The following is a 14,139-nucleotide window of genomic DNA, read 5'->3' as shown; positions in this document are numbered from 1 at the left end:
GAACGGGCGGGGGGGGGTGGGGGGGGGGGGGGGGGGGGGGGCGGGAGGGGGGCGGGGAGGGGGAGAACTGGGGGGGCCCGGGCCGCCCGGGGGGGGGGGCGCCCCCCCCACGGGGGGGGGGGGCGGAGGTCGGCGCGGTCCCGCCACTCCTGAGGCAGCCGCAGGGTCGGCACGGCCCCAGGCACCGGGCCCACGGCCAGGGGGCGCAGGGTCGTGGCCCGGCCGGGGTCGACCCGGCCGAGCACCCGTACCCGCAGCCCCGGACACGCGCCCAGCCGGCGGAGGTTGGCGGTGTGCGCGAGGGCGGGGTGCCGGTGCGCCGGGGCCAGCCGGACGGTCGGCCCGGGGACGTCACCGGCGAGGACGCGGACCAGCACCTCGTCGCCGTCGGCGGCGACGATCTGTACGTCGCACCCGGTCAGCGGCGGGGCGTGCCCGGCCCCGGGCTTGTGGGGGGCGGTGGTCGCGGGCACCACGTCGGCCCAGGGGCGCCCGGCGGCGTAGGTGGCCCGGACGCCGCGCTCCGCGAGCAGCCGGCCGTCCGGGGCGACGACCGCACCGGTGACGACCAGACCACCGCGGGACAGCCGCTCGTGGTCGCTCAGGAAGGTCCGGACGGCGACGTGGGCGGTACCGGCGCGGCGGGCTCGCGCCGGGCCCCCGGCTCCGACGTCGCGGAGCGTGTACCAGCGGCCGGTGCCGTCGACGAGGTGGGTGACGACGCCGCCCGTGCCGCCCGGTCCGACGACCGGTTCGCGGCAGACGCCGTAGAGGCGCAGGGGTGCGTCGGGGCGGTGGTTGTGGGGGACGCCGCCGATCAGCCCGGGGTCGGGGTCGGCCGCCTTCAGGCGGTGGGTGACCAGGAGCAGTTCGCGCAGGGCGGCGGCCAACTCGTCCGTGCGGTGGGCCCGGTGGGCGCCCTGCGGGTCACGCGCCTCGCGCACCTGGCGTACGACGTCGAGGGCCGCGCCCTCCGCCCGGTGCAGTCCGGCCAGTCGGGCCGTGTGCGCGGCCCGGAGCAACTCGGCCTGCGGGACCGCGCCCGCGGCCGTGGCCCCGGCGGCCAGGACGGCTGAGGCCGCGGTCCACAGCCCGCCGGCGGCACGGACCTGCCGGTCGGACGGCCGTCCCGACGCGACGGGCGACGCCGGTCCCACGACGGACACCGAACGCCCGGCGCGGGCGGCGGACTCGGTGGCCGCGGCGACTTCGGCGGGCCGGGCGGCTTCAGGAGACGGGTCGGATCCGGGAGACGGGACGTGTCCGACGGACGGGGCGGTTGCGGCAGGCGGGACATCTCCGGCGGACCGGGCGCCGTCGGCGGACGAGGCGGGTCCGGCGGACGGAGAAGGCCCAACTGACGAGCCACCTTCGGTGGACGGAACACGTCCAGCAGACGGAGCGCCTTCGACGGACCGGGCGGATTCGGTGACCGGGAGGTGCGCGGTGGACCGGGCGGCTTCGGTGACCGGAACGTGCGCGGTGGACCGGGCGGCTTCGGTGACCGGAACGTGCGCGGTGGACCGGGCGGCTTCGGTGACCGGGACGGGTGCGGTGGCCGGGACGGGCTCGGGGCACGGGGCGTGTCCGGCGGATGAGGCGGGAACGGGGGACGCGCCCCGTTCCGGGGACGGGTCCGGTTCCGGGGACGGGACCCGGCCCGAGGACAGGTCCCGGTCCGGGGACAGGTCCCGGTCCGGGGACAGGTCCCGGTCCGGGGACAGGTCCCGGTCCAGGGACAGGTCCCGGTCCAGGGACAGGTCCCGGTCCAGGGACAGGTCCCGGTCCAGGGACAGGTCCCGGTCCAGGGACAGGTCCCGTCCCGGGGACTGGGGCGCGTTCGCGGTCGGGCTTGCGCTCAGAACCGCGGCGCGGTGGAGGCAGCGGGGGGACAGCAGGCAGGTGCAGCGGGCCTGGTCGGGTGAGGTGAGCGTGCCGGACGGGCCCGGGCTCAGGGTCACCCACGCGTCCGCGCCGCAGCGGACGCCGTACGTGCCGTCCTCGCCGGTCTCGACGGGCGTGGCGGCCACCGACTCGACGGCCGCGTCGAGTCTGCGGCGCAGCCGGGTGGTCAGGCCCTCCACCGCGGCGGCGAGCACCTCCGGTGCGACCGGTGGGAGCGGGCCGCCCCGGCCCGGCCGGTGACGGGTCATCGGGAGGCTCCTCGGACCTGGTCGCCGACCCAGCGGGCGAGCGCGAGCGGGCTGAGGGCGGCCACCGGCATCCCGGCGGCGGCGAGTCGGCGGGCGATCGGCACCGAGTATCGCGGCGTTCCCTCGCCGTCGAGGGCCGCGCAGCCCAGCAGCCGCACACCGGAGGAGACCAGGGCCCCGGCCTCCGCCAGCAGCCCGTCGACCGCGGCGCCCTCCTCGAAGTCGCTGACGACCACCACCAGGGTCCGGTCGGGCACCCGCACCAGGGAGCGGGCGTGGGCGAGCCCGGCCGCGATGTGGGTGCCGCCGCCGACCTTCACCTCCAGGAGCAGCGAGAGGGGGTCGGCGACCAGACCGGTGAAGTCGGCGACCTGGGTGCTGAAGGTGAGGAAGTGGGTGGAGAGCATGGGCGCCCCGCCCAGGACCGCGGCGGTGAGCGCCGACCACACCACCGAGTTCTCCATGGACGCGGAGACGTCGACGACCAGGATCAGCCGCCAGTCGTTCCGCCGCGCGGTACGGGTCCTGAACACCGGCCGTTCCGGGACGACCTCGACCCGGCCGTCCTCCCGCCCGCGGGTGTGCGCGAGGTTGGCCCGCAGCGTGCGGGGCAGATCGAGCGGGCCGCCGGGCCGCCGGGTGGGGAACGGGGTGGTCAGACCCGTCAGTGTGGGGCGGAGCCGGACGGCGAGTTCCCGGGTGAGTTCCGCCACCAGCCGCTTCACGAGCGGCCGCAGCCCGGCCAGCCGCTGTTCGGGCATTCCCCTGGCCAGTGACAGCACGGTGGACAGCAGCTCCACGGAGGGCCGGGCGGTGGCCGCGTCGAGGAGTTCGACGGCGTCCGTACGTCCGTCGGCGACGGCACGTCCGAGGACCTCCTCCCTGATCTCCGGGCCGAAGAGGGCCTGCAGGTCCTCGGCCCAGTGCCGGACGCCGGGGTAGCCCCGCGCCCGGCCGCCGGTGCGGTCGTCGCCGGCGCCGCCTTGGCCGCCGTCCGTGCCGTCCCCGTCCTGCCCCGTCTCTCCGCTTCCCTCCCCCGCCGCGTCTGCTTCCCGTTCGAACAGTTCGTCCAGGGCGCGGGCGTACGGCCGCAGCTCCGCGGGGAGTCGCGCGGTGTCGCGGCCCAGCAGCAGCCGCCAGCGGTCGGCGGGGCCGAGCCGCGGGGCCCCGGCTCCGGGCACGGCCCCGGCGCCGGGGGGCGCTGTCGGCGGCGCGGGCCGGGGGACGGCCCCGGTGTGTGCCGGTGCCGGGGCGCGCACCAGGTCCGCCAGGCCCAGGTCCCGCAGCAGGGCGTGTCCCTCGCCGTCGGCCGCGGCCCACCGGCCGACCAGCCCGGCCGGGGCGGGGAGCCGCAGGTCGGGCCGGTCGCCCAGGCGGTCGGAGACGGCCGCGAGCACCCGGGTCCGTCCGTCCGGGGTGAGCGCCCGGAAGCCGCCGCGCAAGGCGTACAGCCGGTCGAGGAAGTCGCGGTCGCCCATGGTCTCCACGCGCTCGAACAGCGGGCCGAGGGCGGTGGGCACGGACTCGATCAGTGGCCCGGCCGCGACCAGCACCCCGGTGAGCCGGCGTTCCAGCCGGCGCCGGCCGTCCGGTCCCGTCGCGGTGTCCACCCAGCCGGCGAGCCTCGCGCCCAGCAGCTCAGAGCCGTCGAGGTCCAGCAGGACCCGGGCGGCCTGGGCGGCGCCCTGGAGGAGCGGGGAACCGGTGCGGGAGAGCGCGTACAGCTCGCCGTCGAGCCGCAGGCCGAGCCGGTCCTCGGCACTGCGGACGGCGAGGGTGACGACCGCGACGGCGTCTCGGGGCTCGTCACTGCCGGCCAGCCCCGGCAGGACCCGGACGGCGGCTTCCGACAGCAGGCCGGAGAGCCGGGCCGCCCGGGCCCGGACGCGTTCGGTGGTGCCGGGCAGGTGCCGTCGGCGTACGGACTCCAACAGGTCCAGGGCGTCGAGCAGTTCGGGCAGGCCCGCGGCTCCCGGCAGGACGCGCTCGGCCTCCGCCAGGCCGTCCTGGAGCAGGTCCACGAGCGCGCACCGGGCCGCGGCCCTCAGCAGGGCGACGACCCGGGCCGGGGTGACCCGGCCCGCCTCGGCAGCCCGGCGGTGGTTCTCCCGCAGGGTGCCGTCGGCAGCCTGGGCGGCGGTGACGCCCCGGACGCCGACGAGTTCGAGGCGGGCGGCGACCGACGGCGTCCACGCGGCCCGCCAGCGGGTGGTGAGCGCGCCGCCCTCCCCGGCCCCGGTCACCTCGACGGGCTCCGCGTAGCCCACCCCGCATTCCCGCAGGCGCTGGAGCAGGATCTCGCGCCGGGCGTCGAGGGCGGAGCGCAGCGGCGTGAACCGGAGGTCCCGGCTGCCCGGGTCGGCCGGTGCGGGCAGTCGCAGCGCGGCCAGTTCCGCCTCCACCCAGGGTCCGAGGCCGGAGCGGGGCGTGCCGGGCGCGAGGTGTCCGCGGCCCGAGCCGACGAGGACGGCGCCCAGTTCCCGGTCGGGGGACCGGCCGTGGCCGAGTACGGAGGTCACCGCCTCCAGCAGTTCCCCGCGGCCGGGGGCGGGCAGACCGCGCAGGGTGCCGAGGTCGCAGGCCAGCCGCAGGGTCTCGACGGCCTCTCCGGTGCCCGCCGTGTCGCCGGACGCGCGGATCTCGCGGCACAGTTCGGTGATGAGCCGGGCGGTGGCGTCCCGGATGCGGCCGGGGTCGCCGCCGGCGTCGAGCACCGCCTGCCGCCAGCGCGGGTCGCGGATGCCGGCCGGGTGGCCGGAGCGGGGGTCCAGCAGGGCGAAAGCGCAGGGCACGAGGGAGGTCACGACCGGGGAGCGGGGGCCGGTCGGACCGGCGGTCCCGCCCCGCACGAGCACGGCGCCCTCGCCACCGTCGGCCAGTCCGGCCGCGTGGAAGGCGCCGACCACCGCCGCGGTCCGGCGCCGCCGCCCCGCCTCGGCGAGGACCCGGCGCATGTGCGCCTCGCGGGCCAGGTCACAGGCCGTGATGCCGCCGTGGGCCGCGACGTCCTCGCGCAGCAGCCGTCCGAAGCCGAGCGCGGCGCGGCGCACGGCCTCGGGAGTACTGCCGGGCGCCAGTGCCTCGACGGTGCGCTCCCACAGCCCGTCGACGTCGACGCCGGTGTCCTCCGGCTGCCCGCGGGACCAGCCCGGGTCTGCCAGCGGCAGGTCGCAGCAGACCACCTCCGCGCCCCGGTCCCGCGCCCAGCGGATCGCCGCCAGTTCCGGCGAGAAGTCGGCGAGCGGGTAGAAGTGCAGCCGTCCGTCCTCGTGGGCACCGCTCAGGGCCACCGGCGCCACGGTCCGCGGGTCGGCGAGGTACGGCAGCCACGGCTGGAAGTCGGCCGGCAGTTCCACGCAGACCACGTCGGCTTCCGCCGCGTCGAGCAGCCGGGGGACGGCGACGGCCAGGGCGGGACTGTGGTGGCGTACTCCGATCAGGCAGGGCGGTGTGCGGGCCGCCGGCGCGGTCGGCCGGGCGACGGTCTCTTCGCGTGCGGTCATGGTTCCTGGTGCGGGCTCGGACAGGAGGAGGGGGAGGGTGGTGGGCGGGGACGGCCGGGTGCGACGGCCCGGCCGTCCCCGGCGCGCACCTGCGTCAGCGGCGTCGCTTCCGCGGCCGCGGCACCTCCAGTTCCTCCAGCCGCGGCGCGTCCCCGTCCTGGACGCGCCGCCACGCCTCCCGGTACAGCCCGGCGACGGGCCGGGTGGGCACGATGACCCCCAGGACGGGCGCCTCCCCCTCCAACAGGTCGTACATCGGCAGCTTCCACCGCTCCAGCGGCAGATGCGGGTTGCCGGGCTGTGCCCAGCCGCAGGGCAGGAAGAGCGAGCGCCCGGCCTTGGCACGGCTGCCCTCGACCACGAGGTCGGTGGCGGCGAGTTCGGCCCGGGCGGCGCGCAGCCGGGCGGTGCCGCCGCGCTGCCCGCCCCAGCCGGTCCAGCGGGCGGTGTTGCGGTCGGTGGGGTCCGGCATGGCGAGCAGCATCAGGTACAGGACTGCGGCGTCCTCGCCGATGCCGTATCGCTTGGCCGCTTCGACGACCAGGTCGGGCACGGAGCGGGCGGGGTCCTGGGGCCACCACAGCCCGTCCGCGTCGCGCTCGCCGGCCATCGGGTGGCCCGGATCGGCGAGGAGTTCGGCGAAGGACCGGTCGTGGACCAGGCGCAGGGCCGTCTCCTGGGCGTTCGGCCGCTCACCGGTGTGCAGCGCCGCCAGGTGGGGGTCGTGTCCGGCGGCGTCCAGCAGCGCCGGCCGGATGGCGGGAAGCGGTTCCGTCCCCCCGGTGCCCAGGACGACCGCGCCGTACCGTTCGAAGCCGTCGCCGGTCTCGGTGGGGTCGCTGGCGGCCCGCTTGAACGCCTCCCAGTCGATGCCCCGCCGGTCGAGGGCGAGCAGCAGGCCGGGGTGGGCCAACCGCTCGCGCAGCGCGGTCAGTACGCCCGGCAGGGTGGCCCGGACCGGGTCGCCGGACGGGAGCCGGTGGGCGAGCCACGCGGCCAGGGCCACCGATCCCTTGAGCACCGAGCCGTCGAAGCGTGGCGTCGGCTCGGCGGTCTCCAGGTAGTAGCGGCCGAAGCTCCAGGTCAGGTCGGTCGTCAGCCGGGGCTCGGTGGCCAGGTCCACGAAGCCCCGCAGGGCGGCGCCGGGGGCCCAGCCCACCGGTTCGACGGTGCGGACGGCGTCGTGGAGCACCTCCTCGGGCAGCGGGGTGCGTCTGCCCAGCCGCTCGTTCCAGACCTCTGCCGCGTGGGCGGTGTCCGGGCCGTGCGTCCAGAGCCGGGTCGGCTCGGTGGGCAGCAGTGCCGCCACCACGGCCCGCAGGGCGCCGCTGTCGAGGGACCGCAGCTCGTCCTTGGCCACCCGGGCGTCGGCCGCCTTCACCCCGATGACCTTCAGGGTCGCGGAGGGCACGCTCACGCGCTTGTCGTCGATCTGCGGCATTCCGGCGAGCACCAGCCGGGCCGTGGTCGGGGTGACGCCGGTGAGCCGGGCGAACTCCTCGGCCGCCTCGGGGCGCCAGGGCACGGGGCCGCGCTCGGCCAGTTCGGCGCGGAAGGCGGCGACCCAGCCGGGTGCCCGGACCGGTTCCGGCACGAACGGCTCCTCGGACACCGGGGTGTAGGGCTTCGGTGTGGCGAAGCGGCCGGTCGGGTCGTGGTAGGCCGCGCCGTAGTGCCTGCCCTTGACCTCGTGGGGGCCGTACTCGTGGACGAACCGGTACCAGTCGTCGGGGAAGACGAGGAAGGCGCCGCCCTCCAGGTTGAGCACGGTCCCCCTGACGTACCCATAGGCCTCGCCCGGGCCGTCGAAGGTGTCGGGGTCGAAGGCCAGGTGCACCCGGCGCCAGTGGGCGGGGTCCAGCTCCGTCAGCCCGTGTGCGTCCAGTTCGCCGAGGAAGGCGTCCAGGGCCTGGCGGTGTTCCGCCACGGTGGCCTCCGACGCCGCCCGGAGCGCCAGTACGGCGGGCAGTTCGGGCAGGGCCAGCCCGTTCAGGTGCTCCAGCGGCTCCTGCTTGGCGAGCGACAGGTGGAAGATGCCCGCTGGAGACGGTTCGGCCAGGCCCTTCATCGAGTGGGCGAGGAGTTGCGGCAGCTCGAAGAGGCTGTGCTGGAAGTCGTAGTACCCGCGCGCGTCGCGTTCGGTCAGACCGACGCCGTTCAGCGCGGAAGCGAGCAGGCGGTCGCCGAGGGCGGGCCGCGGTTCCTCCGGGGTGGTGCCCCGGACCGCCGAGTCCAGCCGGGCCAGCAGCCCGTCCAGGACGCGCTGCTGCTCGGCGGCGTAACGCGCGAGGCCGGTGATGCCCCGGCGCAGCGCCTCGTGGCCGACCTCCGGGAGCAGGGTGCGGACGGGTTCGAGGACCGCGTCCCGGTCCGCCGCCCCGTCCCCGGGGGGCTCGGCCATGGCCGCGGCCAGCAGCGCGGCCGCGAGGTCGTCGCCGACCCGGCGGAGCGCCGCGGAGCCCTGCGGGTCGCGGGGCCGGAGCAGGTGCCAGTAACGCAGGGGCGGCAACAGCGGGGTGCCCGCGGAGAAGGGGCCGGCCGTCTGATCACGATTGAACCGGGCGAGCACCGCCTGGCCGGAGTCCCGCAGTTGGATGTCGCTCGACCAGCGCAGCACGGTGACGGCGCGGTCGGTGCCGGGGAAGACCAGCACGTTCTCCGGTTTCCCGCCCACGCGCCACGGTACGACGACCGAGCGGCCGGCCAGGTCCTCGCCGTGCTGCGAGCCGTCGGGCCGGACGATCACCCGCCAGCCGAGCAGGCCGTCCACCGGGGCGCACACCGGGCCCGGTTCGGCGCCGGCGGCGGGCAGCAGCCAGGCGGTGCCGAGGGTGCTGCCCTCCGGTGCGGCGCGCAGCCCCTCGGCGAACCAGTCCGGGCCGCCGCGCTCCCCCTCGGTGTTGTCGGCGGGGTCGTAGGCGTGCCAGGTGCTGTTCTTCTCGCGGGACCAGTCATCGACCCAGACCCAGTACGAGGTGCCGTCGCCGATCACCCGCCGCCGCCACGGGACGTGGGTGTCCCCGGGCCGCAGCACGCCGCGGCCGGTGGTCGTGCCGCCGCCGGGGAGCGGGAGGGAGGCGGACGGCATGCCGTTGGTCCCGGCGCTGCCGTCCGCGCGGCAGGCGTAGGAGGAGCGGACGTCGCCGACGAGTTCCGTCGTCGGCGAGATGCCCGTGTCGGGGTGGTACCAGTAGCCGTACGAGGCCGACGTGTCGGACGCGTACCAGGAGACGAGCAGTTGGCCGTCCACGTACCGGACGTCGGGGCTGCCCGCCCCCTCCGGGAGGCGCAGCTCGTGGCTGAGGAGCGTGCCCCGCGCGCCGATCACCCGGGCGTGCGTGCCGTCGAGGACGACGAGGTGCGGCCAGGCCTCGGCCACCCGTGTCGCGCGGGCCCGCTCCGGGGTCGCGGACGCGCCGATCGCCTCGTCCCAGGCGGGCCAGCCCAGTTCGTCGATGATCCCGTCGCGCAGGGCGCGGGCGAGGACGGGCGCCATGCCGGTGCCCAGCGCCTGCCGCACCTCCTGCTCGGCGGTGGCCAGGACCTCGCCCGGCAGCCAGTTCAGCGCCTCGAACGGGCCGCTGTTGAGGGCGAAGTCGCCCAGCCCGCTGGTGAGGTAGCCGCGGCTGATCCCGGCCACCCACTCGGCGAGCATCGGGCGGCCGCCCGGCGACTCGGCGAGCCGGGTCACCGTGCGCTTGTCGATGCCCTCGCGCTCGTAGGTGGGGCAGCCGCTCCGGAACACCGCTCGGAAGCGGGTGTCGGCCGCCAGGGCGAGGAGGTCGCGCCGTTCGTCGCGAGCGGCCCAGTCGTGGAGGTTGAGCCACGGGCGGTCCTCGGGGTCGCCGACCGGGACGCCCAGGGCGAGGAGCTGGTCGAGGAGGTCGACGTCGCCGACGGGAGGCCGCAACGTGCCGCCCTCGTCGTTCAGTTCGGCGCGCAGGGCAGCGGCCATGCGGTCGACGAGCGCATGCAGCTCGGGCGGGGCGAGGCGCCGTTCGCCGGTGCCGCACAGGGCGAGGAATCTGCGGGCCCAGCCGGCCGTGCCGTCGGGGGACCGCACCTCGGCCGGCAGCGCGGTGTCGCACAGCCCCCCGGCGGCGCCGGTGCCGTCCAGCAGGTCGAGCCACTGTCCCAGGTCCTCCTGCTCCCAGCCCGAGGGCAGCAGCCCCAGCAGGGTGCCGCGGGTGGCGGGTTCACGCCGGGTCAGTTCCTTCAGGGCGGCCCGGTGGGCCTTCCACCAGCCGGGCGGCGCCTTGCGGGTGCCGGGCAGCGGCAGCACCTCGCGCAGGTAGGCCATCTCCTCGGCGAGCGCGTTCTTGCCCGCGACGGCCTTCGCCAGCCTGCGCAGATCGCCCGCGCCGGGGCTGGAGGGGGCCACGTCGTGGGCGGCGAGCCGGACGAAGAGCCCGCGCAGGTGCCGGAAGGCGGTGGCGGCCGGCACCCGGGAGGAGAGTCCCTTGGCGTAGCTGGAGAGCACCTTGGTCGGCACGGCGTCGGCGAGGGCGAACTCCAGGAACACGGCGTCCATGCGGGCCTCGTCGAACGGCAGCGCGTGGGCCGTCTCGGCCTTGCGGGCGTTGACGAACATCTGGGAGGCGTACGCCTTCTCGCCGGCGGCCAGGAACACCCGGCCGGCCTCCTCGTAGAAGGTGGGCAGGAAGTGCGGCACGGAGTCCGCCAGGCGCGCCCCGATCGACTCGTAGGCGGCGCGGGCCTTCTTCGCCCGGGAGCGCACCGTCCGGGCGACCTTGTCCATCTCCTCGACCAGCGACATCGCCAGATGGCCGTCGGAGGGGTGGCGGACCAGCACCCACTCGGGGAAGCCCATGGCCCGGTGCTGTCCGACACCGACCTCCACCGGCTCGCCCGCGGGCCGCAGTCCGAGGAACGCGCCGTCGCCCGTCCCGTCCCGGTCCCCGGGCGTCAGGCGTACCACGACCCGGCCGTCCAGGCCCGGATGCCGGTAGGCCCGGGTGTACACGGGCACGGCCCGCTCGCCTGCCCCGGTGGTGCCCGGCGGGAGTACCGCACCGGCGCGCAGCAGCTCCTCCGCCTGGGTGCTCGCCGCGTCCCGGGTCGTGCCGTCGTTCATGATCGGGTGCCTTTCGTGGATATGGGGGGCGTCATGGCGTTCACCGGGCGTCGTCCGCGGGGACGGTGCGGCCGGCGTGCAGGGCGGCGGCCATGCGCATGCCCTCCGACCAGGCGACGGGGCCGACCTCGCCGAGCGGGAGGCTGCGGTACGCGTCCTCGCGGTACCAGGCCAGGCTCCCGGTCCACGCCTTGTCCTCGGTGTAGGGGTCGCTCATGCCGACGGAGGCGGTGACGACGCGCCCGCCGTCCCGGACGCGGTCGACGACGCGGCCGCCGGAGACGCGGTAGCCGAGGGAGGTGGCACGCGCGGAGAGATGGAACCAGGAGCGGTACTCGGCGCCCTCGAACTCGGAGACCGAGTGTGCCCCGTCGTCCGTCCCGGCGGGCTTGGTCCAGGTGGCCCGGTGGATCTGCTCCACGCCCTGCACCACGCCCAACTCGGCTGCGAAGGTGCGCAGTTCCTCCAGGTCGGGCAGGAGCACCGGGTGGGGCATGGTCACCGTACGCGGGGTCAGGCGGACGGTCTCGCCGTCCAGGTTCACCACCCGCAGCCCGTCCGAGGCGTCCGCGTCGCGCAGGAAGCCGACCTCCTCGGGGCCCTCGCCGACCACGACGATGTCCCGCAGTGCGGCCTGCCAGGCCGCGTCGGGCCAGACCTGGGCGAGCAGCCCGGTCGGCACCGGCAGCGAGGACACCATCCAGGTGTCGACCTGCGCCGCGCACTCGGCGGCGTGCCGGTCCAGCCACTCGGCGAAGCGCTGGAGTTCGACCACCTCGGGGCGGTCCCGTATCTCCGCGGGCAGCGTCCCCTCCCGCGTACCTTCCGGCGCGGACGCCGCCGCCGAGGTGGGACGCGCCACCACCCGGCCCTCCACCAGAGCGACTTCGTACCTGTCGCCCGCTGCCAGCCAACCCATCAGTTCTTCGCCTCTCCCACCACTAGGAACACCCGGCACGGCGCGGCGCGGACCGGACCGGTGCGCCCGGCCGTGACGTTGGCGAAAGACTAGGGGCACCCACCGACACTCCCGCCGCCCGTCCCCCCGGGCGGTACGGAAGGGGTGTTGCCACCCGGCGCGGGCTCCCGCACGATGCCAGCACCGACGACGGACGGGAGCCGCAACGATGCCGCACATGACCGCCTTCGCCAGGAACCAGTGGTACGTCGCCGCCCACGCGCACGAGGTGGGGCGCGAGTTGCTGGGCCGCACGGTCCTCGGCGAACCGCTCGTGCTCTACCGCACCGAGGAGGACGGGAGCCCGGTCGTCCTGCACGACCGCTGTGTGCACCGCCGCTATCCGCTCTCCGAGGCGCCGACGCGGCTGGACGGGGACCGGATCGTGTGCGGCTACCACGGGTTCACCTACGACACGACCGGCACCTGTGTGTACGTGCCGGGCCAGAAACGGGTGCCGCGCACCGCCCGGGTCGCCTCCTACCCGGTGGCCGAACGGGACTCCCTGGTGTGGGTGTGGATCGGCGACCCGGCGCTGGCCGACCCGGAGACGGTGCCGCGGGCCCGGCACCTGGACGCACCGGGCTGGGTCACGGTCCGGGGCATGGAGCCGGTCGACGCGGACTACGGGCTGCTGGTGGACAACCTCCTCGACCTGTCCCACGAGACGTATCTGCACGGCGGCTACATCGGCACCCCGGAGGTCGCCGAGACACCGATCACCACCGAGGTCGACGAGGGCGCCGGGATCGTCCGGGTGAGCCGGCACATGGACGACGCCGAGTGCCCGCCCTTCTACGCCCGGTCCACCGGCATCACCGGGCGCATCGACCGCTGGCAGGACATCGAGTACCACGCGCCCTGTCTGTACGTGCTGCACAGCAGGGTCGCCCCGGCCGGTGCGGTGCCCGCGCCCGACGGCAGCGACCCGGACGGCTTCCACACCGAGATCACCTACGCCATCACGCCGTCGGCCGACGGCCGGGTGTACGACTTCTGGGCCGTCTCCCGGGACTGGGCGACGGACGACGCCGAGGTCACCGAGTTCCTGCACAAGAACAACCGCACGGTGGTCATGCAGGACGTCGACGCGCTCAACCTGCTCCAGCGCACGCTCGGCGGCGAGCGCACCGGCTACCAGGAGCTGAGCATCAACATCGACACCGGTGGCCTGGCCGCGCGCCGCATCCTGGCCCGGCTGGTCGAGGAGGGCGACGCGGCCGGGCGGCGGGCGGCCCGGTGAGCCGGCGCACCGGCGAGGTCTACCGGGTCGACTGGCTGCCCGGCACCGACGTCCTGCACGGCACCTGCCACTGCGGTGCCGAGCACACCGCCGAGGATCCCGTCGCGATGTGGGACTGGATGCTCGCCCACCCGCGGGGACACGAACTGCCCGGGGACGGTTCATGAGCCGGTACGAGGCCGGACTCGTCGTCGCCCGCCGGGAGACGGCGGCCGACCGCGTGCTCGTCCTCACCCTGCGCCACCCGCTGGGCGAACCGCTCCCGGCCTGGGAGCCCGGCGCCCACGTCGACGTCGTCCTCCGCCCCGGCCTGGAGCGGCAGTACTCGCTGTGCGGCGATCCGGCCGACCGGGCGGCGTACCGGATAGCGGTCCTGCGCGAGACCGACGGGCGGGGCGGCTCCGCCTATGTTCACGACGAGTTGCGGGCCGGGGACACGGTCCGGGTGCGCGGCCCGCGCAACGGCTTCCGGCTGGAGCGCGCACCCCGGTACCGCTTCCTCGCCGGTGGCATCGGCATCACCCCGATCCTGCCGATGCTGGCCGCCGCCGAGGAGGCGGGGGCCGAGTGGAGCCTGCTGTACGGCGGGCGGACCCGCGCCGGCCTGGCGTTCACCGGGGAGCTGGAGCGGTACGGGGGCCGGGTCGTGATCGTCCCCGAGGACGAGTCGGGGCTGCTCGACCTCGCGTCCGTGCTCGACGACGTGTCCCCGGACACCCTCGTGTACTGCTGCGGGCCCGGTCCGCTGCTGGACGCCGTCGAGGCGCGCTGCCCGGCCGGGCGCCTGCGCGTGGAGCGGTTCCGCCCGAAGGAGGCCGTCGCGGACCCGCCGGCGGAGGCGGAGTTCGAGGTCGTGCTCGCGCGCAGCGGCCGCACGGTGTCCGTGCCGCCCGGTGTCCCGGTCCTGGACGCGGTCCGCGCGGCGGGTGTCGAGGTGCTCTACTCCTGCACGGAGGGCACCTGCGGGACCTGTGAGACCGAGGTCGTCGAGGGGGAGCCGGACCACCGGGACTCGGTGCTCACCGAGGCGGAGCGGGCCGCCGGGGAGACGATGCTCATCTGCGTGTCGCGGTGCCGCGGCCGACGGCTGGTGCTGGACCTGTGACTCCGCGGGGACGCGACCTCGGTTGAATCCTCAACGGCCCATCCGGGCAAGGGCATTGACCACGACTCCGCACCGGCCCTAC

The 14,139-nt window shown here is 76.3% G+C and carries 7 protein-coding genes; 3 read left to right on the top strand and 4 right to left on the bottom strand.

Annotated features, from left to right (window positions below; all coding sequences use genetic code 11):
* The 4 genes from K7854_RS37550 to K7854_RS26630 all read right to left on the bottom strand — a co-directional run.
* Nucleotides 1-2,153: SWIM zinc finger family protein (locus K7854_RS37550; protein ID WP_264087765.1), on the bottom strand; the 2,153-nt coding region annotated here is incomplete at its 3' end.
* The gene (locus K7854_RS26640; RefSeq protein WP_226029078.1) at nt 2,150-5,656 is read right to left on the bottom strand and encodes a DUF5682 family protein; all 3,507 of its coding nucleotides are present in this window, start codon (nt 5,654-5,656) and stop codon (nt 2,150-2,152) included. The genes K7854_RS37550 and K7854_RS26640, both read right to left, overlap by 4 nt.
* A gap of 94 nt (nt 5,657-5,750) precedes the next feature.
* Nucleotides 5,751-10,751: a DNA-binding protein gene (locus K7854_RS26635; protein WP_226029077.1), complete on the bottom strand. Its 5,001-nt coding sequence runs from the start codon at nt 10,749-10,751 to the stop codon at nt 5,751-5,753.
* Between the two features lie 40 nt (nt 10,752-10,791).
* Complete coding sequence (locus tag K7854_RS26630; protein ID WP_226029076.1) at nt 10,792-11,670, bottom strand: DUF4132 domain-containing protein; 879 nt, start codon at nt 11,668-11,670, stop codon at nt 10,792-10,794.
* A 208-nt stretch (nt 11,671-11,878) separates the two neighbouring features.
* On the opposite strand from K7854_RS26630, the gene K7854_RS26625 reads away from it, so the two are divergent.
* From K7854_RS26625 to K7854_RS26615, 3 genes are read left to right on the top strand one after another with little or no spacing between them, the layout of a single operon-like run.
* Nucleotides 11,879-12,952, top strand: a complete 1,074-nt coding sequence (locus K7854_RS26625; RefSeq protein ID WP_226029075.1) for a Rieske 2Fe-2S domain-containing protein — start codon at nt 11,879-11,881, stop codon at nt 12,950-12,952.
* Nucleotides 12,949-13,119: a hypothetical protein gene (locus K7854_RS26620; protein WP_226029074.1), complete on the top strand. Its 171-nt coding sequence runs from the start codon at nt 12,949-12,951 to the stop codon at nt 13,117-13,119. The genes K7854_RS26625 and K7854_RS26620 overlap by 4 nt, the downstream gene beginning before the upstream one ends.
* Complete coding sequence (locus K7854_RS26615) at nt 13,116-14,057, top strand: PDR/VanB family oxidoreductase (protein ID WP_226029073.1); 942 nt, start codon at nt 13,116-13,118, stop codon at nt 14,055-14,057. The genes K7854_RS26620 and K7854_RS26615 overlap by 4 nt, the downstream gene beginning before the upstream one ends.
* Nucleotides 14,058-14,139 lie beyond the last annotated feature (82 nt).

The organism is Streptomyces hyderabadensis, assembly GCF_020404845.1.
Classification (GTDB): Bacteria; Actinomycetota; Actinomycetes; order Streptomycetales; family Streptomycetaceae; genus Streptomyces; species Streptomyces hyderabadensis.
The sequence above is the reverse complement of the archived record's forward strand: the minus strand, read 5'-3'. Positions and strand labels throughout refer to the sequence as shown.

What these genes read in the sequence shown, in the direction of transcription:
- K7854_RS26625 (WP_226029075.1), top strand. Translation starts at nt 11,879, where the DNA reads ATGCCGCACATGACCGCCTTCGCCAGGAACCAGTGGTACGTCGCCGCC.
- K7854_RS26635 (WP_226029077.1), bottom strand. Translation starts at nt 10,751, where the DNA reads ATGAACGACGGCACGACCCGGGACGCGGCGAGCACCCAGGCGGAGGAG.
- K7854_RS26640 (WP_226029078.1), bottom strand. Translation starts at nt 5,656, where the DNA reads ATGACCGCACGCGAAGAGACCGTCGCCCGGCCGACCGCGCCGGCGGCC.
- K7854_RS26630 (WP_226029076.1), bottom strand. Translation starts at nt 11,670, where the DNA reads ATGGGTTGGCTGGCAGCGGGCGACAGGTACGAAGTCGCTCTGGTGGAG.
- K7854_RS26615 (WP_226029073.1), top strand. Translation starts at nt 13,116, where the DNA reads ATGAGCCGGTACGAGGCCGGACTCGTCGTCGCCCGCCGGGAGACGGCG.